The following is a 22078-nucleotide window of genomic DNA, read 5'->3' as shown; positions in this document are numbered from 1 at the left end:
GGTGGGAGGGACGGCCATGCCGCAGTCCGGGGACACGGTCCGGGTGGAGACCACCGTCGACAGCAGGGACGGCGCCGAACGGCTGGCGCGGTCGGTGGTCGAGCACAGGCTGGCGGCCTGTGCGCAGGTGAGCGGGCCCGTCACCAGCTTCTACCGCTGGGAGGGCCGGGTCCAGGCCGACGAGGAGTGGATGGTGGTGGTCAAGACCGCCGCCGACCGGCTGGACGAGCTCACCGCGCACATCGGCGAGGTCCACCCCTACGACGTTCCCGAGGTCGTCGCAGTGCCCGTCACCGGTGGCAACCCCGCCTACCTGGAGTGGGTGCGCGACGAGACCCGGGGAGGCACCTCCGCGTGATCGCCGTCCTGCTCCCCCCGACCCTCGGCGAACCCACGAGGCTGCCCGGCCTGGCCGACCGGCTGGCCGGGTACGGCATCACCGCCGTCCGCCCCGAGGTGGGCGGCGACGAGCACCCGCCGCACGCGGCCCGCTACGTCGCCCGCGCCAGCCTGGAGGTCAACCGCCTGGTCGCGCCCGACGCGCCGACCGCGCTCGTCGCCGAGGGCGGCGCCGGACCGCTGCTGGGCGCCGTGGGCGCGGCCCAGCGGGCGGCGCACCGGCCGGTGTTCGGCTACGTGCTGGTGGACGCGTTCCTGCCCCAGCCGGGCGGCCCCACCCGCGCGGACGTCGCGAGGACGCAGAGCCCCGAGGGCGCGGTCCCGGACACGGCGATCCCGCCCGGGGAGCCCGCCGGTTACCGGACCGAGCCGCTGCCGACGGTCTCCGACTGGCCGGACGCGCCGTGCGGCTACCTGCTCACCGATCCGGGCCTGCGCCACGCGGCCCGCCTGGCGCGGCTGCGCGGTTGGAGCGTGCGCGAGGCGGCCCCGGAGGAGGCGTCCGAGGCCCTGGCAGCGCTGCTGGTGGAGCTGCGCGGCGGCTCCTGAGACGCCGCGTCGCCCGGGTCGGCGCTTCGGCCCCCGGGCGGCCGGTGCCTCCCGGGCGGCGCCATGAGCAGGGCGCACGGTGGCGGGCCGGGCACGGTGCGGCGGGGGGAAAACCGGGTGACACCGCGGGGCGGGCTGCGGAGAATCGGCGCATGATCACCGACCACTTCCCGCCTCTGGGCCTGCGGCTGACCACACCCCGCCTCGAACTGCGGCTCCCGTCCTTCGACGACCTCGGCCAGCTGGCCGAGGTCGCGGTGGAGGGCGTCCACGACCCGGACACCATGCCCTTCGTCGTACCGTGGACCGACCAGCCGTCGGACGAGCTCGCCCTCGGGGTGATACAGCACAACCTGGGGACCCTCGCCTCGTGGAAGCCGCAGGACTGGGGGCTCAACCTCGTCGTGGTCCACGAGGGCGCCGTGGTGGGCATCCAGGACATGCGGGCGCGCGACTTCGCGGTCACGCGCCAGGTCGGCACCGGATCGTGGCTCGGAAGGGCCCACCAGGGCAGGGGGATCGGCACCGAGATGCGCGCCGCCGTGCTGCACCTGGCCTTCGAGGGGCTGGGCGCCGTGGCGGCGGTGTCGTCGGTGTTCGAGGGCAACACCGCCTCGGAGCGGGTCTGCGAGCGCCTGGGGTACCGCGGGAACGGGTTCGACCTGATCGAGGTCAGGGGTGAGCGGGTGGTGAAGAACCACTACCGGCTGACCAGGCGGGACTGGGCGGAGCACCGCACGGTCCCGGTCACCGTGACGGGCCTGGAGCCGTGTCTGCCGTTCTTCGGGCTGGACGGGTCCGAGGCCTAGCAGCGGGCGCGGGGGCGTCGGCCCCGCGTCTACGGCGAGGGGGCCGACGCGGTGCCGGCGGCGGCCGGGCCGGACCCGCGCGCGGTCACGAGGGGGACCAGCAGGCCGACCAGGAGGCCGGTCAGCATGCCCAGCCCGGTGACCACGCCGCTGACGAGGGGCACCCAGTCGGGGCGCCCGGTGAGGGCCATCGCCAGTCCCGCGGCGCCGAGCACCGACATGTAGGCGGCGACGGCCAGGAGCGAGCGGGTACGCCAGTGCCGGGCCAGCGGGAGGAAGTGCAGACCGACGGCGAGGGCGATCCAGGCGACGTTGGCCTGCACGGGCGCGTCCAGGGCGCGCAGCACCTGGATGCCGCCGAAGAGCAGGACCGCCTCCAGCAGCACGACCACGCCGTAGAAGGCGTCGAACCGCATCCGCGGCCCCTCGGGGCCGGGCTCGGGATCCGCGGCGGGACCGGACCCGCGGCCCGTGACCACCGCCAGCACGACCACCCCGACGAGCGCCGCGACCGCGAACACCCGCAGCACGGAGGCGAGGGTGGGGTCGAGCGGCGGCCCGGAGTTGGCCAGGACGAAGGCGAGGCCGAAGCCCGCGCCGATGAGGGATCCCACGAACCGCGTCATCGAGCGAAGGTACCAGCGGGCGAGTCCGGGTCCAAGGGTGTTTCCTGGCCGTTCGTCCCGCTGCTCCTCCCCCGAGTCGCAGCACCACGCAGCGTGTTCGTTGGGCGAGGCAAGCCGCGACCCGGTCCCGCTCCGGCCCCAGCCCTCGCGTGAGCGTGCGGCCCGGACGGAACCTACCGGCGGACCTGGACGACCACAGTGCCCGCCGCCTTGTCGTGGAGGCACTTGCGGGTCCTCTTGTCACGCAGGGGCCACAGGACGTTGGTGATCGACCAGGGCAGGATCCAGTTGACCGGGTTCATGCCCGGCGAGTAGAGCAGCGCACGCACGAACGCGCGACCGAGCTTGACCCTTCCGCCGCCGTCGGAGCGCACCACCCACAGACCCAGCAGGATCTTGCCGACCGACCGTCCCCACAGGCGGACCTGGAGCGCCTCCACCACGATGGACAGCAGGAAGAAGTTGAAGACGGCGGTCACCATGAAGGCGATCTCGCCGGGGCCGCCGCCGTCCATCTCGCCGCCGCCGATGATCACGCTGACGATGACTCCCAGCACCATCATCGCGTACCAGACGCAGCCGACGACGAACGTGTCGACCATCCTGGCCACGAAGCGCACCCCCATCTCGGCGCGGCCGACCTCGGGGTTGTCCGGGTTCCAGTGTCCGGGGTCGGTGAGGGCCGGCGGAAGCCAGTTCTGCGGCGGGGGGTAGTAGCCCTGATGACCGTGCGCGTAAGGGGTCTGGTGGGGTGGGGGGTACATGGAGGGTTGCGGCGGCGCCGCATACGCGGGCGCGGGCGGGACCTGGTACCCGGACGGCGCGTAGGGGTCCTGGTAGGCGGGCTGGACGTCGTACCCCGCGTACGGGGAACCGTGCTCCGGCTGTCCACCGGCGGGCTGCTGCGGGGGCTGCATGGCTCTCCTGCCGAATGTCGTCAGGTGCTTTCGGGGGCGTCGGGGCGCCACGGAGCGGGGGGCCGTGGCGTGCGTTCTGTCCGATGCCGTGGACACGGGCGCGGTTCGGGAGAACACCGGCTGTCCGCGATCCCCCGAAGCGCGCCCGTACTCTACTCCCGCCCCCCGACAGCGGCCGGTGCCGTCACGGCCGCTCCTCGTGCGGCTCGCGCAGCGCGGTCTGCACCAGCCGCGACGAACCGCCGCGGGTCACCCACTTGCCGCGCCCGGGGGGCTGGCTGGCCGCGTAGACCCGGGGCAGGATCTGGCCCTCGCTCCGGTCGCCGGACATCACCAGGGCGCTCGTGCCGATCTCGCGCATGGCCTGCACCAGCGGGTCGTACATCCCGCGCCCCGCACCGGCCACCCGGCGCGCCACCACGAAGTGCAGGCCGATGTCGCGGCCGTTGGGCACGAACGGGACGAACGGCGCCAGCGGCTTCTGGCCCGCGGTGGTGAGCACGTCGTAGTCGTCGGCGAGCACCACGATGCGCGGACCCTTGAACGAGCCCGGTTCCAGGGAGTCCACGTCCCCGTCCTCGGGCAGGCGGCCCTCGACCTCCTTGGCCACGCCGCCCGCCAGCCCCGCGCACACGCGGGGGTTGCTCGCGTACCCGCCCATGTACTCCTCGGGCACCACGCCCCGCAGGGTCCGGCGCGGGTCCATCACGGCGAACACCACCTCGTCGGAGGAGTAGCGCGCCACGAGGCCCTCGGCGACCAGCCGCAGCAGGTTGGTCTTGCCGCACTCCCCGTCGCCCATGACGAGCAGGTTCTGGTCCCGCTCGAACAGGTCGAGCAGCACCGGTTCCAGGGCGCGCTCGTCCACGCCGATCGGCACCGCCTTGGGCTCGGACTCCGCCGTGGGCAGGGTCCGGGCGGACAGCCGGTGCGGCAGGATCCGCACCTGGGGCGCACGCGTGCCCCGCCAGGCCCGGTCCACCGCGCGCACGGCCTTCTCCACGACCTCGCCCAGGTTGTCGTTGTCGGCCACCCCGTCGAACCGGGGCAGCGCCGCCTGGCCGAACAGCTCGCCGTCGGTCAGCACCCGACCGGGGGTCCTGGCGCTGATCGTCTCCGAGAGCTTGCGGTCGATCGTGGAGTCCGAGGCGTCGTTGAGGTGCAGCTCCACCTTCTGCCCGAAGTTGGACTGGGCGGCGATGCGCACGTCGTTCCAGCGCAGCATCCCGGCCACCACGTGGACGCCGAACCCGCCGCCGCGCTGGAGCAGCTCGGTCACGATCGGGTCGATGTCCTCGAAGTCCTTGCGCAGCGCGCCGAAACCGTCCACGACGAACACCACGTCGGCGCTGGCCAGCTCGGGGACCTCGCCGCGCGCGTGCATCCGGCGCAGCTGGGCGACCGAGTCGATCCCGCGCTCGCGGAACACCGTCTGGCGGTGTTCGAGCATGCCCTGGACCTCCTCCACCGTGCGGCGCACCCGCTCGGCGTCGGTGCGCACCGCCACGCCGCCCACGTGCGGCAGCGCCGCCAGGGACTGCATGCCGCCGCCCATGAGGTCCAGGCAGTACACGGCCGCCTGGGCGGGGGTGTGCGTGAGCGCCAGCGACAGCACCAGCGTGCGCAGCAGGGTGGTCTTGCCGCTCTGCGGGCCGCCGATGATCGCGGCGTGGCCGCCGGACGCGGTCAGGTCGAGCTTCCACACGCCCTGCCACTGCTTGGTGGCGTCGTCCAGCAGGCCGAGCGGCACGCGCATCGCCTCGTGCCCGCCGGGCAGCCGCAGCCCGCGGTCGCTCTCCTCCGGCTCGCCCGCCACCGCGTCCAGCGTGGTCGCGGACGGCAGGGGCGGCAGCCAGATCTCCCGGGTCCGCTCGCCGTGCCTGCCGAACTGGCCGACCATCACGTCCAGCAGGGTCGGGCCCACCGTGCGGGAGGGCATGGGCACGTCCTCGCCGGAGGACCCGGAGGCCGCGGCCTCCACAGGCTCGGCGTCGGCGTTGTAGGCGGTGTAGCGGCGCACCGACGGGGTGCCCTCGGTGGGCTCCTCCTCCGCCACCGGGCCGCGGTAGGCGCCGGAGACGTACCCCGCCTTGAAGCGCTGGTAGACGCTGGTGTCCACCTTCAGGTAGCCGAACCCGGGCAGGGAGGGCAGGTGGAAGGCGTCGGGGGTGTTGAGGACGGTGCGGCTCTCCTCCTCGGAGAAGGTGCGCAGACCCAGCCGGTAGGACAGGTAGGTGTCCAGGCCGCGCAGCTTGCCGCCCTCGATGCGCTGGCTGGACAGCAGCAGGTGCACGCCGATGCTGCGCCCGATGCGGCCGATGGACAGGAACAGCTCGATGAAGTCGGGGCGTGCGGTGAGCAGCTCGCCGAACTCGTCGATGATCACCAGCAGGTGCGGCAGCGGCGGCAGGCTCGGGTCGTGCTCGCGCTTGTAGGTGTAGTCGCCGATGTTGGACACGTTCCCGGCGTCGCGCAGCACCTGCTGGCGGCGCTGCACCTCGCCGGACAGGCTCGCGTACACGCGCTCGATCAGCGCGGCGTCGTCCTCCAGGTTGGTGATCACCCCGGCCACGTGCGGCATGTCCTCGAACGGGGCGAACGTGGCGCCGCCCTTGTAGTCGACCAGGACCATGCTCACCCGCTCGGGCGGGTGCGAGGCGGCCAGCGCCAGCACGAGGGTGCGCAGCATCTCGCTCTTGCCCGAACCGGTGGCGCCCACGCACAGGCCGTGCGGTCCCATGCCCAGCTGCGCGGACTCCTTGAGGTCCAGCACCACGGGCTGGCCCATGTCGTCCACACCGATGGGCACGCGCAGGAACGCCCGCTCGCTGCGCGGCGCCCACAGGCGCGGCACGTCCATGGAACCGGGGTCCTGGACGCCCATCATCGCGGGGAAGTCGACGCTGCCGCCCTCCTGCGCCGTCTCCTCGATCGACTCCGGGGACAGGCGCAGCGGGGCCAGCATGCGGGCCAGGCCGGTGAGGGTGGCGTCGGAGACGTCGTCCACGGTGCCGGTGGTGACCACGGGGTCGGCACCGCGCAGCTCCTCGACGCGGACCTGGTCGCCGGTGACCGTGACGCGCACGTTCACGTCGCTGGGCTCGTCGATCTGGCGGGACACCAGGTGCAGCACGGTCACGCCCAGGTCGACGGGGTCCACGGCGTGGTCGGGCCGGACCAGCTCGGCGGCCACGTCGCCGTGGGTGTCGTGGACGACCAGGAGCCTGCGCAGCATCCGGTACGCCTCGCGCTTGCCCATGCCCCGGCGGACCTCGGAGGCGAAGTCGGTGCGCGAGCGCAGTTCGTCCGCGAGCAGGCCGCCCAGCTTGACCGGGTCGGGGGCGATCAGGCGGACGGCGGCGCCGCCCTCGCGGCGCTGCGGGTCCAGGACCTGGGGCAGCCACGGCAGCCAGGACCAGTCCTCGGCCCTGTCCGCGGGGTAGGACACCGCCAACCCGGCGTCCTCGGGGGCGTGGAAGGCGCCGAACTGGGCGGCGAGGGCGCGCACCACGCGCATCACGTCCTCGCGCTCGCCGATCACGCTGACGTTCCCGGCCATGTCCAGGGGCAGGGTCAGCGGCATCTCGGGGACCGAGGCGAACCGCCGGATGGCGGCCTGCGCCTCGGAGAGCATGAACGGGTCGGTGGGCATGAGGGCGGTGCCCTGCTCGGCGAGCCGCAGGGGGCGGCCCTCGGTCAGGCCGGTGCCCACCCGCACCCGCAGGAAGTCGCGGTGCCTGCGGCGGCGCTCCCAGAGCCGGGTGGGGTCGCGGATGACGTCGTACAGGGCCTCGGGCGGCGGGTCGAGCAGCCGGGCGTGGGCGCGGGTGCCCTGCTCCCAGGCGGTGAGCTCCTCGCGCAGTTCCTCCAGGTACTGCAGGTACAGCTCGCGCTGGTTGCGGCGCTGCCGGGCGACCTGGCCGCGCCGGGAGAAGAGCATGACCACGGCGGCGAGGAGGGCCACCACGAGGAGGACGCCGCCCAGCGCGATGAAGGCCGGGTTGCGCATGACCATCATGATGGTCATCGACGCCAGCATGCCGACCATCGGCAGGATGGTCATCAGCGGGTTGCCCTGGGCGTTGCCGTCGGGCAGGGTCGGCGGGGCCTCCACCTCGTGCGGTTCCTGCACCGGAGTGGGATGGACGGTTCGTGTCGGCCGGTGCACGACGCGAAGGCTCATCGGCTTTCCTCTCGGCGCAGGGATGGGAAGACGAGGGCGCGGGGGCTGCGCGGGGGCGGAAAAATCCTATCGAAGACGGTGTCGGAGGGGCTTTTCGCGTACCGGCGGCTCCGGTCGGCGCCCGGCCGCGGCCGCGGGTCAGCCCGCGCGGGCCCCGTCGGGGTGCAGGTGGTCCATGAGCTCGCGGAAGCGCTGCCAGCCGTCCGGCTCGGTGCCGTCCCCGACCCGGTACCAGACCGAGGGCGTGAGCGGCGGGCCGAACGGCACCCCGCGCACCGGAGCGGACAGCGCCCGGTCGGTGCCGATCGAGGAGACGCCCTCCACCCCCACGGCCAGGCCGACCGGCAGGGGGAGGCCGCACCAGCGGGGCTCGTGGGTCAGGTCCGGCCGCCCGGCCGCGCGCCGCACCGTCATGGTCCGCAGCACATCGCGTTCGGTGAGTGTACGGACCACCGACGACAACGCGTCCAGGTCGTGCTCCTCGCCCGCGGGCCGGGCCACCGCGAACGAGACGCTCTCACGCACCCCGTGCGCGGTGCGCATCACCCGCTGGGTGCCGCAGAAGGGGAGCACGCCCTCCTCGCGCACGCCCTCGGGAGGGCCGGTGAACACGAACCAGGTCTGCCCGGGCGCGCGTTCGCGGCACAGCCGGGTCAGCGCCGCCCGGTTCCACTCCTGGGGGAGGGGCTCGCTGGTGCCCCAGAGCGCGGGGGCGCGGCCGCCCAGGCGCTCGGCGAGCAGTTCGGCGGCCTCGCCCAGGACCAGGCCGTTGTCGGCGGGGTGCTCCGCCTTCAGCTCGACGAGCAGGTGGGAGCCGGTCCCCTCCACATCCTCGGCCCGGGCGCGGAACGCCTCGTGCGGTCCGTCCTCGGCCCGGGCGCTCCGGTCCAGGACGAAGGCCTCCCGTTCGTCCCAGACCAGGGGCACCCCGGAGAACCCGTCGTAGTAGGCGCCGTCGGGGGCCTGGACCACCCAGCGGGCGGTGGGGTCGGCCAGCACCGAGCGCAGTGCGTGGGTGAGGCGGCTGGTGGAGGGGGTGACGACCTGGAGGCGCAGGCCCTCGCGCCCGTGGGCGGCGACGGTGTCCACGAGCCAGGGGGACATGGGGACCAGGGGGCGGTCCTGCACCACGACCACGGCCCTGTCGGTGCGGGCGGTGACGGCGGGGTGGTCGGTGGAGCCGTCCAGGAAGGCGTCGCCGCGGGAGAGCCGCGGCTCGGGCTCCCACACGACGCCGCCGAGCCGGTCCGCGAGGTCGCGGACGAAGCGGCCGACGGCCCCGGCGGTGTCGGTGTCCGCGAGTTCGGCGCCGCGCGCCTCCACCCAGTAGGGCTGGGCGGGCAGGTCGTCGACCATGCCGTCGGACAGGAGCCGTTCGGCCTCGGCGGACAGGGCCAGGCGCTGGGCCGCCTGCACGGCGGCGACCAGGCGGCCCCCGGCGTCGAGCAGTTCGACCACGGCGCCGTCGGCCGCGAACCGCACCCGGAGGTCGGGTCCGGCGGCGACCAGGGCCTTGGTCAGGGCGCGCCGGTCGGGAGGGCTGGCCAGAAGGGCGACCGCGTCGTGGCTCAAGGGATCTCCTCAACACTCCGGGGGAGGGCGGTACTGGGAGGGTGGGATCCCGGGGGCGTCCGCGAGGTTCGCCCCCGGGCCCGTTTTCCCGGGCGGGTGGGTGGCCCCGGTCGGCGTCAGGTGGGGAACTCCCCGACCCAGCCGCCGTCGAGGAGGTACTTGGGCAGGTAGCCCGACTCCACCTCCAGCGTGAACTCGGGGTGGTGGTGGCCGCGGTCGTGAGCCCAGCAGGCCAGGGCGAGCAGCCCCAGGGGGACGACGCCGTGCACGTCCTCGGCGCTTTCGGCGGTGGCGGTGTAGTGATCGCGGAAGGCGGTGAGCCCTTCGGCCAGGGCCCTGTTGAACCCGTCGGCGTCGTTGGCGGCGAAGAACCGGAAGGCGTTCATCTGGGGGAAGACGATCCTGTCGAGCGTGTCGCCGCCGAAGGCCCCGTTGCGGGGGTCGGACAGTTCCATGGCCCTGGCGAGGTGGTCGGCCAGGCCGGGCCGGTTGAGCACGAACGCCTGGAGCGCGGCGACCCAGTGGTAGACGTACTCGTTGTGCTGGATGCCGCCCCGCTCCCCGGCCTCGCGCAGCAGGTCGACCGGGACCTCGCAGAGCCTGCGCCAGCGCTTCTCGTCGCGGCAGGTGACGGCGAGGAAGAACGCGGTCTCCCAGTTCCCGGCGTTGGTGAAGTGGCCCGGTCCGGTGGCGGTGAGGTCGCGGACCTCGTGGTCGATCACGCACTGGACCCGGGCACCCTCGGGAGCGGTGCTGAGGTCGAAGACGGCGTTGAAGACCTGCATGGCGGCGGCCCAGGCCTCCCAGGTCTCCAGTTTCCCGCCCTCGGGGTCCAGGGTGAGGGCGATCTTCGCGTACCGGTACACGGTGGACGAGGTCGTGCCGATGGACTCGGGGTGCCGGGAGAGGTCGTCGATCTTCTTGACCCGCTTCTCCTGGAACTGCTTCTCCTTGATCCGGTAGGCGGGGTTGTCGATTCGGTGGCTCTCGATGCGGTACGTCAACGTCCTGCCCTCCGGTCCAGGTCGAATTCTCGGAAGGAGTAACCTTCGCTCCGGGAATCCAGGATTTGGCCCTGGTCATCGTAATTGGTGATGGGATTGCCCTTGACCTCGACGTAGTGGAGCTTGCCGTTCTCCAGAGCGGCCTGGATCTCGTCGGCCAGGTCCTCCTCGGTGAACGCGTTTCTGGCGTCGCTTTCCCCGCGTTCCCGCATGCTCTCCAGAATGGACTCCAGATACGCCCTCGTTCCCTGGGACACCCTGACCGGCGTGCTGTTCGGAACCTCGGCCAAGCGCGTGCCGAGCTGGGTGTCCGTACTGCTCTTGGCCTCGACGACGACGAGCCCGCCGTCCTCCGTGCGCCAGACCTGGTCGAACTGGTGGTTCCCGTTGCGGGGGGAGGTGTCGGGCAGGGTGATCTGCTCGGTGACCCTGGGCTTGTTGACGGGGTCGCCGTTCTCGTCCAGGACCGGCCTGCCCGCCGAGTCGAGGGCCGGGTGTGTGCCGTCGAACTGGTCGAGGATCGCGATGTCGGCCGTCGCCTCGCCGAAGCCCTCCGAGGCCCTGAGCATGTCGGTGTGCCGCTCGGCGTAGACCTCCCTGGCCGCGGCGAGGTCCCGGGGAACGCTGCCGCCCGCGTCGAGGTGCTCCTTGTACCGCGCCTCCAGCGCCTGGAGCCTGGTGCCCGCGGTGCCGTCCGCGGTGATGGCGCTGCGCCGCCTCTCCGCGAGCTCGTCGAGGTAGGTGTAGCCGTCGTTCGCGGGATCCCGTGAGACGAGCGCGTCGCGCTTGTTCACGTCTCCCTTGTAGTCCGGCGGGTCCGCGGCGGGAAGGGTCTCCTGGACGATCCACCGGCCGTTGTGCTTGTCCCAGGTCAGCTTGGGGAGGGGGATCTCCTCGGGACCCACCTTCGTGAACCGGCTCCTGCGGTAGCCGTTGTCCTGGTAGAACCGGTCGAACACCCCGTTGGAGCGGTCGTTCAGCAGGTCCTGGAAGTGCTGGTAGAAGCGTTTCCTGCCCTCGGGGGTGTCACCCCAGCGGTGGTTGGCCAGGTCCTGGACGTTGCTCGGCAGGTCTTCGTCACCGCCGCCGTCACCGCTGTCGCCGTCGAGGGGATCGTCCGGTCCGGAACCGTTCCCGTCGCCGGGGTCGGGCGAGTGCGGCGGTCCGTCGCCGGTGCCGCCACCGCCCGTGCCGCCGCCGGAACCGCCGCGGCCGGAGTCGGTCTCGATGACCGTCGTGCCTCCGCGCGGGCTGTCGAGGGACGTCGTTCCACCCGCACTGTTGTCGACCGTGGTGTCGTGGCGGGCGTCGACGCGCTCGCCGTCCGCCCCCTCCGCGATCTCGTGCTCTCCCCGGCCCGCGAGGACGAGTTCCTCGGGGCGCTCGTTCCCGGCCTCCACGCGGGAGGGCTCGGACTCGTAGCGCTGGACCGGGGTGTCGTTGACCGAGGAGACGTCGTCGGGTACCTGCGAGGTCACCCAGTCGTTCTCCTGGCCGTCCATCCCCTCGCGCAGGCCCCGGACGGACTCGGGGTCGACGCCGTCGAGGAAGTCCTGGCTGGAGTCGAGCAGCTCGGTGGTCGGATAGGTCGGCTCCTCGGCGTCCTGGTCGGCGCCGTCGCCCTCCGCGTCGTCGCGGTCCCGGTCCGAGGACCCGCGCCGCTCCGCGGCCTCGGGCTCGTCCCCGGGCGCGGTGTTCGCGCGCGGCGCGGACCCGTTGTCGCCGCCGACCCCGTCGGCGTCGTCGACCGGGACCGTGCGGTTGTCGCTGTTGCCGGGCCGGTCGGGGGAGGCGCCGTCGCCTCCGTCGAGGTCGTTGAGCCGTTGCAGGGCGTCGGTCATCCGGCCGAACTCGCCCTGGTCCAGATCCAGGTCGGCGAGCCTGCTGAGGTCCACCGGCTGGATGGACCCGTCGCCGAAGCTGGGCACGCGCGACATGAGGGTCTGGAGGTCCACCCCGCCGCCGTCGGGCAGGTCGGCGTCCGCACGGCCGCCGTTGACCCCGTCCAGGATCCGCGACCCGCGCCAGGCCAGGAGCGGGACGCCGACGACCGCGCCCACGCCGGTGGCGGTCAGCAGGGCGCCGCCCACCGTGGCGCCGATGTTGAGCGCCGCGGTCCCGATGACGTACCAGGGCCGGTCGCCCCACTCCCGCCACGGGACCACCGAGTGGGCCGCCTCCTTCCAGGCGTTCCCGGCGGTCTCCAGGGACCAGCCCCAGTTGCCGTTCTCGTCCCGGGACGCGCCCACCAGGGAGCCGAGGCCCTCCACGGTGCCGCCCCAGTAGTCCCAGAGGTTGTCGCCCCACGAACCGGAGAACCAGCCCTCGGGGCCGTGCGCCCCGACCATGCCGCCGAGGTCCTCGGCCATGCCGACCACGTAGTCCCCGACGGCGTCCGTGGCGTCGGTGTACCAGGCGTAGTCGCTGGTCTGGGGGGCTCCCCACTCCATCTCGACGCCTTCGAGGGGCGCGTCGAAACCGTAGACGAACTCGCCCGCGCCCGGGGTGACGCTGCCGTCGGCCCTCTGGGCGATGAAGGTGGTGCCGCCGAAGAGCGCGGTGATGGCGTTCGCGCACGTGCGCTCGGCCTCCTCGAACTCGTGCTTGAGCGCGGCGGCCCGATCGAGCAGGGCGTTGTGCTCGGCGACCTTGGGGCTCTCCTCCTTCCACCAGAGCATGCCGCTGCCCTCGTCCCAGTCCTCGTCACGCCCGTAGTCGATGCTCTGGAGGAAGGCGTAGGAGTCGCTGCGCAGCGTGTACCAGCGGTCCTTGATGTCGCGCGCCTTCTCGGCGAAGTCGATCAGCGCGTCGGAGGCGCTGGAGAGCGCCGACGACACCTCGTCGGCGTCCCCGGTGAGCGGGTTCAGGACGTTGAACAGCGTCGCGGACTCGGGTGCGGAGTAGATGCCGTCCAGGCCCGCCCACGCACCGGTGATGTCACCCGCGGTGTCGGTCAGGTCGGTCCCGTCGGCCTTGAGCTTGGCCGCCGCCGAGTCCAGGAGGTAGGTGAGGGTGTCGGGGATGGGGAACGCGCTGGGGTCGATCAGGCCTTCGTCGGACAAGGTCGTCACCGTTACCTGTGTGCCGGGACGCCGCGGGCGGGGGCCGGGGCCGTGGCGCTTCCCAGGTGCCGTACATGTCGTGGGGCGGGGCCGCGCGCGTCCGGGGGGACGGTGCGCGGTCCCGGTGGGCCGGGCAGGGGCGGTGCACCGGTGTGCGGATGACGGATAGGGGGGACGTGGCGCCGTGGGGGCCGGGCGGCGCCGGGGTTCGTGCGGAGGGGACGGGCCGGGGCGGTGCCGTGCGCCCGGGGTCCGGCGGTCAGACTGCCAGGTGGCGGCCGCCCCTGGGGGCGGGCTCCGGCTCCGGTTCGGGGATGACCCCGGCGCTGGCCTGGGACTCCGCGGCCATGTCGAGGTCGCCCTCGACGTAGTGGGTGGTGGCCTCGCTGGCACCGGAGACGGCGGAGACGGTCAGGCCCGCCATCTCGCTCATGATCGCGAAGTAGTGCTCGGCGAACTCGCCGAGGGCCATGCCGATGACGGGGCTCCTGGCGTAGTCGCCGGAGTCGACGAGGTGCTCCTCGACCTTCTGCATGACACCGATGAGGCCGTCGCCGCCGCCCTCCTCGCCGAGGTGTCCGGCGACGGTCGTCAGTACGCCGCCCACCGCGGCGGGTTGGATGTTCCACTGGGACACGTGGTGCTCCTTTCGTGCCGTGCGGGTCCGGGGCGCCGCCGGGCCCCGGCCGCCGGGAGCGGGACCGGTGGCGCGGTACCGCCCCCGGCCCGCGCGTGCGGCGCGGACACCAGGGTCTGACGCCCGTTCCCCGCTGAAGGTTTCACCGGGACCGCGGAGCGGGAAACCCCCGTTCTCCCGAGCGGCACCGGGCCGGGCGGGGGCCGCGCGCACGCCGCGGGGCGGTCACCGGGCCCCGCGGGGGCGGTCGGAGCCGCGGCCGGGTGCCGGCAGGGGCTTCGGCCGGTGCCGGTACCGCGTTCGGATTGGCCGGATACGGCCACGCGCCGACGGCGGGAAGGGGAGCAGTCGCGTCCGGGCGCCCGCCCCGGAGGCCCCGGCGGGTGAGCGGGCCAGGCCGGTCCGCCGGAGGGGTCCGCGCCGTTCACCGGCCGTCGTCCACAGGCGCGGATCATCCCTGTGCCTACGTCAGAGGCCACTTGTATGATGCAGATCCTCCCCTATGGGGGGATCCAGTCCGTTGCCCGGTCGCGGATCTTCTCCCGAACCACGGGCACTCCGCGTGCGTCCTCCCCCACGGGAGGCGAACAGCCTCGCGAGGACCCCCGAGGAAAGCAGGTGAAAAGTTGTCACGTTGGCAGATCGGCGACAGCACCCTGACCACCCTGTCCCAGAGCACCGGCACCACCGGTGACGAGCTGAGCAGCCTCATCCAGCAACTCGTCCAGGCCGCCGAGCCCCTGTCCGGCAAGTTCGACGGCGCGGGCAAGGCCGCGTTCGACTCCTTCAAGCTCAGGGCCGACGGCATCACCGCGGACCTGCGCGCGGGCCTCGGCTCCATCCAGGAGGGCCAGACCGGCATGAACACCGCGTTCGTCACCGGTGACCAGACCATGGCCGACGACGCGAACCAGAGCATGGGCTCGGCCAACTTCGACGCCGCCAAGTTCCGCTGACCCCCCGACCCCCCGGTAAGGAGCATCCATGAGCAACAACGCCTACGACCTCGGTGCCTCCCAGGAGGTCCAGGGCAACATCCAGTCGATCACCAACCGCCTCGAGACCCTGATCGGCGAGCACGACACCGACGTCAGCCAGGCCATGGCCGAGTTCGAGGCCACCGGCGTGTCCGAGGAGTACAGCGCCAAGGAGCTCAAGTGGCACAACGCCGGTAACGAGGTCCGCGAGATCATCCGGCTCGTGCGCGAGACGCTGTCCACCAACGACTCCACCGCCCAGGAGACCCTCAGCCGCGCCAACAGCGCGGTCATGAACATCTGACCGCACCCGAGGTACGGGACACGCACGAGAGGCAGTGAGGAGCACGGTTGGCACGCGACTACGACAGTCAGCTGCTGGAGTCCGTCGCCGTGCGCCGACAGCGCCTGCGCGAGGCGGTGCTCTTCGGCGGCCAGCGCACCAGGCGCCGCCTGGACGAGAACTTCGGCAAGGTGGCGATCAGCGCCTGCCTCGCCGCGGTCATCTGCGGCGGCACCGTCGGCTGGTCCTTCGTCAGCAACCAGCTCAGCACCCAGCGGGTGGAGCAGGAACAGCAGGCGTCGGGACCGGCCAACAACGCCGTCCCGCCCATTCCGGGCGACTGGGTCGGCGCGCAGGTCACGCTCGACGACCTGCGCGGGGAGCTGGACGCCGCCGGGGTCCCCGAGAGCCTGTACGTGCTCCCGGGCGACCCCCGTCCCGAGCCCGGAACCCTCGACAGCTACTACCTGCTCAGCCAGGACGCGGAGGGCTACCTGTCCGCCGCCGTCATGGACTTCGACCAGGGCCGCCCCGGACCCGAGTTCACCACCGAGGACGAGGCGGCCCGCTGGCTCTACCAGGAACTGGCCACCACCGAGCCCGAACCGACCGTCCTCACCCAGGCCGAGGAGAGGCAGACCGCCGAGGCCACGGCGGAGCTGGTCACCACGGTGCGCGAGAGCCTTCAGGAGCGCAGCGGCGGCTCCTACCTGCACGGACTCGCGGTCGGCGACGTCGTGGACGCCTTCGGCCAGGAGAGCGGCCGCTACCTGTTCCCCGACGGGACCGCCTTCGGGGAACGCGGTCTGCCCGACCACGCCCGCACCGCTCCCGACGGCGAGGACCTCTACCACCGCTACCGGGTCATCCACCCCTTCCAGGTGAGCGCGACCAGCGCCCCCGCGAACGGGGGGCACCCCGGCGGCGGCGTCCGCTTCACCCTCGACACGGCCGGGTTCACCGAGGTACCCACCGTTCCGACGATCCGCTGGCTCATCGGCAACGGCTACCTGGAGCGCATCGCCGTCAGCGACGTGCCCGGCTAGGGGCGCCGACGCAAGCCTCCACACCGTCCGGCTGGAGGGCACGACCGAATTCCGGGGCCCGGACCCCGGACCCGAGAGCGGTGGCCAGGGCCACCGGTGACGCAGGAGCGAGGATGGGAAGGCAATGACCGCTTGGAGCCGCGTGACCCTCGTCGGCGAGGAGCGCAGGGTCGACGCCGTCCTGCCCGCGAGCGAACCCGTGGGCGCGCTCATGCCCGAGGTGCTCGACCTCCTCGGCGACCAGGTGGAGAACCCCGCCAAACTGCGGCACCTGGTGACCGCCTCCGGGATCGTCCTGGAGGGCGACACCACGCTCGCGGAACGGCAGATCACCGACGGCGCGGTGCTGCGGCTGGTCCGGGCGGAGGAACCGGTGCCCGCCCCGGTGGTGCACGAGGTCCCCGAGGCGGTCTCGATGGCCCTGGACGACCACCAGGGGCGCTGGAACCCGGTGGCGGCCCGCTGGACCGCCACCGTCTCCCTCGTCGCCCTCGCCGTGGGCGCGGCCTGGATCGTGCAGGGGTACTTCTCCGGCAACGGCGGCCTCGTCGGCCTGGCCGTGGTCGCCGCCGTGCTGGTTGCGGTGGGCGCGTCGATCGGCCCGACCTGGCGGGAGCCCCTGGGCACGGCCCTGGCGATCAGCGGCACCGCGGTCGGCGGACTGGTCCTGTGGCTGGCCTGCGACCAGCTCGGCTGGCCCGAGTGGGCCCGCTGGGGCGGCGGCGCCGCCCTGGTCGCGGGACTGGTCCTGCTGCTCGGGCTCACGTCGGGACTGGGCCGGGGCGGCCTGACCGGTGGCGGGGTCGGACTCGCCCTGGCGGTCGTGTGGTCGGTGGGCGCGGCGCTGGGCCTGCCCACCTACCAGATCGCCGTCATCATGGCGGTGGCCTGCGTGGTGCTGCTGAGCCTGCTGCTCCGCCTGGCGCTGATGTTCTCCGGGCTGGCGGTCCTGGACGACCGGCGCAGCTCCGGGGAGGCGGTGACCCGGAGCGACGTGCTCACCTCGGTGGCGGGAGCCCACCGGAGCCTGGTGATCGCCACGATCGCGGTGGCGGTGTCCGCGGCCACGGCGGGGATCGGCCTGGCCACCCACTTCGACTGGTGGACGGCGGGGCTGTCGGTGGTGCTGGCCCTGGTGGTGGCCAGCCGCGCCCGGCTGTTCCCGCTGGTCGCGCAGAAGTCGGTGCTCATCGCCGCGAGCCTCGTGGTGCTGGTGGCCTTCCTCCTCTCCTGGGCCGAGGCCGTGCCCTGGGGGGTGTGGCCCGCGCTGGGGATCGCGGTCGCGGTGTCGGCCGTCCCCGCGGTCGTGCTGTCGATCGAGCAGCCCGAGCACGTGCGGGCGCGGCTGCGCGGTGTCACCAGCAGGTTCGAGGCGGTCGCCGTCGTCGTGCTGGTGCCCCTGGCGATCGGCGCGTTCGGCACCTTCCAGCGCCTCCTCACGACCTTCTGAGCGGGGGGACGATGAACGCCTCACAGACGCGGGCCCCGGGCGGGGCCTCTCCGGCCGGAGCCGCTTCGGCCGCCTCCGGGACGCGGCCGGTGCGCGGTGACGGCTGGGTGCGCCGCGTCGGCCGGGCGGCGCTGCGCCCGTTCCGGGCGGCGGACGAGGTGGCCGACACCATCGAGCTGGGGAGGCGGTTGCAGCGCCCCACCTCGACCGGGCGCCGGATCGTCGTGGACGACCTGGGGTCGGGCGCCGACGCGTCGGTGGTGACCGCGCTGGTCGCCCGCTCGCTGGCGCACTTCCGCCACGACCGGGTGCTGGCCGTGGACGCCACCGGTCGGGCGCCGTCGCTGGCCGAGCGGCTGGGCCTGGACGAGCCCGGCGACCTGGACGGGGTGGACCCCACCGGTTTCGAGTCGGTGCGCGCCAGTCTCGGCGAGGCCAACGAGCGCCTGTGGACGGTGCGGGCCGCCCCGGGCGGGGCCGGGGCCTACATGTCCGGGCTGCTGCCGATCTCGCGGTTCTTCGGGGTGACCCTCGTGGCCGGGGAGTCGGGCGGTGCGTTCGTGGAGGCCGTCGGCGGGGCCGCCCACGCACGGGTGCGCGTGGTCCGCGCGACCCGGGAGGCCGCGATCCGGGTCGGGCGCGAGCTGGATTTGCTGGTCGCGGAGGGCAGACAGGACGAGGTACGGCGGACCGTGGTGGTCGTCTTCGACGAGCGGCGGCGTGAGGACCCGGGGTTCGACGTGGCCCGCACGACCGGGATCATCGCCGAGAGCGGCGCGGGCGTCATCGTCCTGCCGCACGACCGGCACCTGGCCCAGGGCACGGTCGTACGCCCCGGGTTCATCGGTGAGGCCACCCACCGGACCGTTCAGCTGGTGGCCGCCGAGGCGCTGGACCGTTCGGTGGACGGCGCCGGGCCGGTCCGGACCCGCGTCGAAGGAGGGGAGTAGCCGTGGAGCAGCGACCCGAACCGGAACGGGGGACCCCTCCCGGGGAGCAGGAGACCCGGGAGGAGCACGACGGCCGGGGGAACCCGGACGCGCCGCCGGACGCCGGGAACCCGACCGGCTGGCAACCGGGGGTTCCCGTGCACGGGGATCCCGACCAGGGAGGTCGGCGGCAGGCGCCGTGGGGGGAACCGGGACGGCACCCCGGGCCGGTGCACGGCCAGCCCGCGCCGTCCGGCGGCCACGACGCCGGGCAGTGGGGGAGCGACGCGGCGCCGAGCGGGCCGCAGCGGCCCGCCGCCGGTCAGGGCTTCCCGGGAGGGGGCGCCGTCCCGAGCGGATCGGAGTCCGCCGCCGGTCAGGACGCCGCACGGTGGCCGGAACCGGGGCGGGGCGAGCCGTCCGGCGGCCAGCGGCCCTTCCCGCACACGCCGTACCCGGGTCGGGGAACGGCGCACCCGTACGGCCAGCAGGGGGGCGCCAACGCTGCGCCGAGTGGTCCGCAGGCCTCTCCAGGCGGGCAGTATCCCCGTGGTCCGCAAGGCGCTCCCAGCGGGCCTCAGCAGCCCGCCGCCGGCCAGGGCTTTCCGAGCGGTCCCCAGTACGCGTATGGCCAGCAGGGTGGGCCCAGCGGCCCCCAACCAGCCCCGTCCGGCGGCTGGTTCCCCGAAGCGCCCGGACACGGCCAGGGCACCCCGCCCGGCGGCGCGCCGGGCTATCCGGGACAGGGAGCGCTTCCTCCGACGCCCTACGCCGTCGAGCCGCCGAGGCCGTACGAGCCCACCGGCCCCAACGCGCCCTGGGCGGGCCACTCGGGTCCGCAACGGCCCCCCACCCCGCCCGGTGGAACGGCGACGCCGCGCACCTTCGCGCAGGACTCGGTAGCCGAGGCCTTCCTGTCGGGGACGCCCATGCCCGCACCGCCGACCCAGCAGCCTCCGGCGCCTCCCGAGCAACCCCAGCAGCCTCAGCGACCCCAGCAGTACGGGCCCGGTCCCGCGCAGAGCCCGCCGGAACAGCGGGCATCGTGGCCGCGGCCCCCGCAGTGGCCGCAGCCTCCGGAGCAGCAGGCGCCATGGCAGCCGCAGCCGCAGCCGGACCCGGCCGTGCCCGTGGACCGGAGCGCGTCGGCCGCTCCTCCCGCCGCGCCACCGGCGCCTCCCGCGAACCCCTCGCCCGCCCCGCGGCCGGAGCCGCCGCGCGACCAGGAGCCGCCCGGCGAGCGGGAGCGGCCGGGCAGCCGGAGACCGCCGGACGGACAGGAAGCACAGCCGCACGAGAACACGCCTTCGGCCTCCCGGTCCCGCGAGGAGGTCCCGCCCGCCCGCGCCTGGTTCGGTACGGCCTCCGCCTCCGAGGCGTCGCGCCCGCCGGGACCCCCCGGCGCGACCCGCGAGCCCCGGCGGGTCGGTCCGCCGCGCCCAGCGGACCCCGTGACCGTCAACCCCGGAGGCGAGGAGGACTCACCGGACCCGGACGCGGAGGAGACGGACGTCTTCCTGGTCATGGGTGCCGACCGGCGCGCCCGCAAGATGCGGGAGGAGGGCAGGGAGGCCCCGCGGACCGGGGAGGAACCGGACTCACCGGAGTCCTCAACGGCCTCGGAGACCCCACCCGCCCCTACCGCCCCCGAGGCCGCACAGGAACACGGCTCCCCGCTGTACCAGGGCGTCTCCCTGTTCGCACCCGAGCCGGAGGCCGCGGAACCCGGCGGCCCGGAGGAGACCGAGTCCTCCCTCGGGGTCCCCGAACCCGTGCGCCCCGACACGGACACCGTGCGCGTCCAGGCTCCGCCGCCCGTGGAGGCGGACCCGGCCGACTCCTCGGAGACGGCCGCCCCCGTCGCGGGCACGGGCATCCGGCCAGCCGGGCCCGAATCCGACGGCGCTCGCGGGTCCGGGGAGGCCGACTCCTCCGACACCGGTGGAGGAGCCGTCTCCCACAGCGCTCCCGGTTCCGGCACGTCCGTGCCGGGCACGGGAGCGGGAGAGGCCCTGGCCGAGGACTCCGGACCCACCGACCCCGCCCAGCCCACCGGCGCTCCCCTCGAGGCGGGCACCGCTGTCAGCGGACCCGCGCCGGGGGAGGCCGGTTCCGCGGCGGCCGCCGAGCGTTCCTCACCGGGCGCCGGGCAGGAGTCCGCTCCTCCCGGAGCCCGGGAGCCGGAGCAGGGCGCTGCCTACCCCGCCTACGGCGACCGGCCACTGGAGCCCACCAGGTTCGCGGACATTCCGGCCGCGCCCTACGCGGGCGTGGGGCAGCCGGAACCCGATCAGGGCGTCCCGCACACCGGGGACCGCCCGGACCCGCCGACCCCGTACGCCCCGGCCGCGAACCCCCCGCCCGCGCAGGACCCTCCGGCACAGGCCCTTCCGGCACAGGACCCCCTGGCACGGGGGATCGAGTCCTGGATCGATGCCGTGGGCGACGGGCGCACCCCGGTCCAGGGCGGATACGAGCAGAGGATCGCCGCGGTGAAAAGCGTCCCGGCCTCCCCCTGGCGCCGGGCCGTCTTCGCGGTGACCGGAGGACGCCTCAACCTGGGGTGAACCCGCGGTCGGGTGACAGCAGGGGGAGGCGCGCCCGCCTCCCCTTGCGGACGCGCCTCCGGGGACGCCGTACGGCACCCCCCATCCGCCGGTCCGGTCCACGGGCCGCCCTTGCGCGGGCCAGAGGACCCGGACAACCCGGTCCGGCGGGCGCCGACCGTCCGGGTCCGTCCCCTCGGCGAAGCACCGGTCCGGTCGGCTCTGCCGTCCCGCGCCGGGCCGCTCGGGCCGGGGCCTCGCGGCGCTGGGACGGCGTCCTCAGGTCATCTCCTGTCCTCCAACCCCCCGAACAGGGACAACGCCTCCCCGTGGCTGGCGGGCAGGGGCACCGTCCACACGGCCGCCCCGTGCTCCCAGCAGGTCCCCCGGCGCAGCGCGTCCAGTTCGCGGTCCAGGTCCGCGGACTCGGGGGCCACCACCGCGATCCGACCCCGGGCCAGCAGGCACACCGACTCCCCGCGCGTGAAGAACCCGCGCAGTTCGTGGCCGAGCACGATCAACCGCGCGGTGCGCCGCCACGGGTCGATCCCCGGATCCAGCGCCACGACCACGAGCCGGTGCCCCGAGGCGGGCGGCGCCCCGTCGCCGGTGTGCCGGTACAGCTCACCGAGCCGGGTCCGCAGGTACTCCGCGGTGGCCAGGCCGGTCAGCGGGTCCTGGCAGGTCTGCCACCCGCGCCCCGCGTCCGCCCACCCCTCGGCCAGCGCCCGGACCAGGACCGGCGGCGGGCTCCGCCACCCCGCCACCGACGTGAACGCCGACAGGTCGTCCAGGCTCTGCCCGATCCCCACCCCCGAACGCGCCCGCGCCCCGCCCAGGAGCCCGCAGGGGCCGGCCAGGTCGTCCCCCGCCGCGAAGGCCCCGCACACCGCGTCCACGGCGGGCGTCCACCAGCTCTCGGGCGGGTCCCACCCCGCCTCCCGGCTCCGCCGGCCCCACGGCGCGCGCAGTTCCCGGGCACGGGCGGTACGGTCCCGCGTCCCGGTCCTCACCTCGGCATCTCCCATGGCGCCGCTCCCGTCGGTCGGTCCTGTCGCGGAGGCGGGTCCGCGTCCGCTCGGCGCGTTC

General features: G+C 74.3%; 17 protein-coding genes. 9 read left to right on the top strand and 8 right to left on the bottom strand.

Translation table 11 applies throughout. From position 1 onward, the window contains the following. Window positions 1–16 precede the first annotated feature (16 nt). The 3 genes from cutA (at window position 17) to NDAS_RS22845 (ending at window position 1757) form a co-directional block, all read left to right on the top strand. Entirely contained in the window at window positions 17–358 is a 342-nt protein-coding gene (gene cutA, locus NDAS_RS22855; protein WP_013155623.1) for a divalent-cation tolerance protein CutA, read from the top strand. Next, on the top strand, window positions 355–948 hold the full coding sequence (locus NDAS_RS22850; RefSeq protein WP_013155622.1) for a hypothetical protein: 594 nt from the start codon (window positions 355–357) through the stop codon (window positions 946–948). The genes cutA and NDAS_RS22850 overlap by 4 nt, the downstream gene beginning before the upstream one ends. 152 nt (window positions 949–1100) lie before the next feature. Continuing rightward, window positions 1101–1757 (top strand): GNAT family N-acetyltransferase, encoded by a 657-nt coding sequence (locus NDAS_RS22845; RefSeq protein WP_013155621.1) that lies wholly within the window; start codon window positions 1101–1103, stop codon window positions 1755–1757. A gap of 29 nt (window positions 1758–1786) precedes the next feature. On the opposite strand, the gene NDAS_RS22840 is transcribed toward NDAS_RS22845, so the two are convergent. The 7 genes from NDAS_RS22840 to NDAS_RS22810 form a co-directional block, all read right to left on the bottom strand. Further along, the gene (locus tag NDAS_RS22840; RefSeq protein ID WP_013155620.1) at window positions 1787–2383 is read right to left on the bottom strand and encodes a hypothetical protein; all 597 of its coding nucleotides are present in this window, start codon (window positions 2381–2383) and stop codon (window positions 1787–1789) included. A gap of 173 nt (window positions 2384–2556) precedes the next feature. Then, entirely contained in the window at window positions 2557–3300 is a 744-nt protein-coding gene (locus NDAS_RS22835) for an RDD family protein (RefSeq protein WP_013155619.1), read from the bottom strand. A gap of 184 nt (window positions 3301–3484) precedes the next feature. Further along, window positions 3485–7483: a type VII secretion protein EccC gene (locus NDAS_RS22830; RefSeq protein WP_013155618.1), complete on the bottom strand. Its 3999-nt coding sequence runs from the start codon at window positions 7481–7483 to the stop codon at window positions 3485–3487. A gap of 138 nt (window positions 7484–7621) precedes the next feature. Then, on the bottom strand, window positions 7622–9055 hold the full coding sequence (locus tag NDAS_RS22825; protein WP_013155617.1) for a DUF6177 family protein: 1434 nt from the start codon (window positions 9053–9055) through the stop codon (window positions 7622–7624). 116 nt (window positions 9056–9171) lie between these two features. Beyond that, the gene (locus NDAS_RS22820) at window positions 9172–10059 is read right to left on the bottom strand and encodes an immunity 49 family protein (protein ID WP_013155616.1); all 888 of its coding nucleotides are present in this window, start codon (window positions 10057–10059) and stop codon (window positions 9172–9174) included. Next, the gene (locus NDAS_RS27680) at window positions 10056–13121 is read right to left on the bottom strand and encodes a hypothetical protein (protein ID WP_049800328.1); all 3066 of its coding nucleotides are present in this window, start codon (window positions 13119–13121) and stop codon (window positions 10056–10058) included. Before NDAS_RS27680 ends, NDAS_RS22820 begins: the two co-directional genes overlap by 4 nt. A 259-nt stretch (window positions 13122–13380) precedes the next feature. After that, window positions 13381–13758 carry a DUF6507 family protein gene (locus tag NDAS_RS22810; protein WP_013155614.1) on the bottom strand — a complete coding sequence of 126 codons (378 nt, stop codon included), beginning with the start codon at window positions 13756–13758 and terminating at the stop codon, window positions 13381–13383. Between the two features lie 626 nt (window positions 13759–14384). On the opposite strand from NDAS_RS22810, the gene NDAS_RS22805 reads away from it, so the two are divergent. From NDAS_RS22805 to NDAS_RS28390, 6 genes are all read left to right on the top strand, one after another. Beyond that, the gene (locus tag NDAS_RS22805; protein WP_013155613.1) at window positions 14385–14714 is read left to right on the top strand and encodes a hypothetical protein; all 330 of its coding nucleotides are present in this window, start codon (window positions 14385–14387) and stop codon (window positions 14712–14714) included. 28 nt (window positions 14715–14742) lie between these two features. Next, a complete protein-coding gene (locus NDAS_RS22800; RefSeq protein WP_013155612.1) occupies window positions 14743–15039 on the top strand; it encodes a pore-forming ESAT-6 family protein in 297 nt (98 codons plus the stop codon). 47 nt (window positions 15040–15086) lie between these two features. After that, window positions 15087–16064, top strand: a complete 978-nt coding sequence (locus NDAS_RS22795; RefSeq protein ID WP_013155611.1) for a TNT domain-containing protein — start codon at window positions 15087–15089, stop codon at window positions 16062–16064. Between the two features lie 124 nt (window positions 16065–16188). After that, window positions 16189–17514 carry a type VII secretion integral membrane protein EccD gene (eccD, locus tag NDAS_RS22790; RefSeq protein WP_013155610.1) on the top strand — a complete coding sequence of 442 codons (1326 nt, stop codon included), beginning with the start codon at window positions 16189–16191 and terminating at the stop codon, window positions 17512–17514. 11 nt (window positions 17515–17525) lie between these two features. Then, window positions 17526–18464 carry a hypothetical protein gene (locus NDAS_RS22785; RefSeq protein WP_013155609.1) on the top strand — a complete coding sequence of 313 codons (939 nt, stop codon included), beginning with the start codon at window positions 17526–17528 and terminating at the stop codon, window positions 18462–18464. 1430 nt (window positions 18465–19894) lie between these two features. After that, the gene (locus tag NDAS_RS28390) at window positions 19895–21010 is read left to right on the top strand and encodes a hypothetical protein (RefSeq protein WP_013155607.1); all 1116 of its coding nucleotides are present in this window, start codon (window positions 19895–19897) and stop codon (window positions 21008–21010) included. 263 nt (window positions 21011–21273) lie between these two features. Here the strand turns inward: NDAS_RS28390 and NDAS_RS22775 are convergent, their stop codons facing one another. Then, a complete protein-coding gene (locus NDAS_RS22775; protein WP_013155606.1) occupies window positions 21274–22017 on the bottom strand; it encodes a hypothetical protein in 744 nt (247 codons plus the stop codon). Window positions 22018–22078 lie beyond the last annotated feature (61 nt).

This window comes from Nocardiopsis dassonvillei subsp. dassonvillei DSM 43111 (genome assembly GCF_000092985.1).
GTDB lineage: Bacteria > Actinomycetota > Actinomycetes > Streptosporangiales > Streptosporangiaceae > Nocardiopsis > Nocardiopsis dassonvillei.
Note: the sequence above shows the minus strand (reverse complement) of the source record. Positions and strands in the feature narration are given on the sequence as shown.

Coding starts and splice junctions, on each gene's coding strand:
- cutA (WP_013155623.1), top strand. CDS start 17: ATGCCGCAGTCCGGGGACACGGTCCGGGTGGAGACCACCGTCGACAGC.
- NDAS_RS22845 (WP_013155621.1), top strand. CDS start 1,101: ATGATCACCGACCACTTCCCGCCTCTGGGCCTGCGGCTGACCACACCC.
- NDAS_RS22840 (WP_013155620.1), bottom strand. CDS start 2,383: ATGACGCGGTTCGTGGGATCCCTCATCGGCGCGGGCTTCGGCCTCGCC.
- NDAS_RS22835 (WP_013155619.1), bottom strand. CDS start 3,300: ATGCAGCCCCCGCAGCAGCCCGCCGGTGGACAGCCGGAGCACGGTTCC.
- NDAS_RS22830 (WP_013155618.1), bottom strand. CDS start 7,483: ATGAGCCTTCGCGTCGTGCACCGGCCGACACGAACCGTCCATCCCACT.
- NDAS_RS22800 (WP_013155612.1), top strand. CDS start 14,743: ATGAGCAACAACGCCTACGACCTCGGTGCCTCCCAGGAGGTCCAGGGC.
- eccD (WP_013155610.1), top strand. CDS start 16,189: ATGACCGCTTGGAGCCGCGTGACCCTCGTCGGCGAGGAGCGCAGGGTC.
- NDAS_RS22785 (WP_013155609.1), top strand. CDS start 17,526: ATGAACGCCTCACAGACGCGGGCCCCGGGCGGGGCCTCTCCGGCCGGA.
- NDAS_RS22775 (WP_013155606.1), bottom strand. CDS start 22,017: ATGGGAGATGCCGAGGTGAGGACCGGGACGCGGGACCGTACCGCCCGT.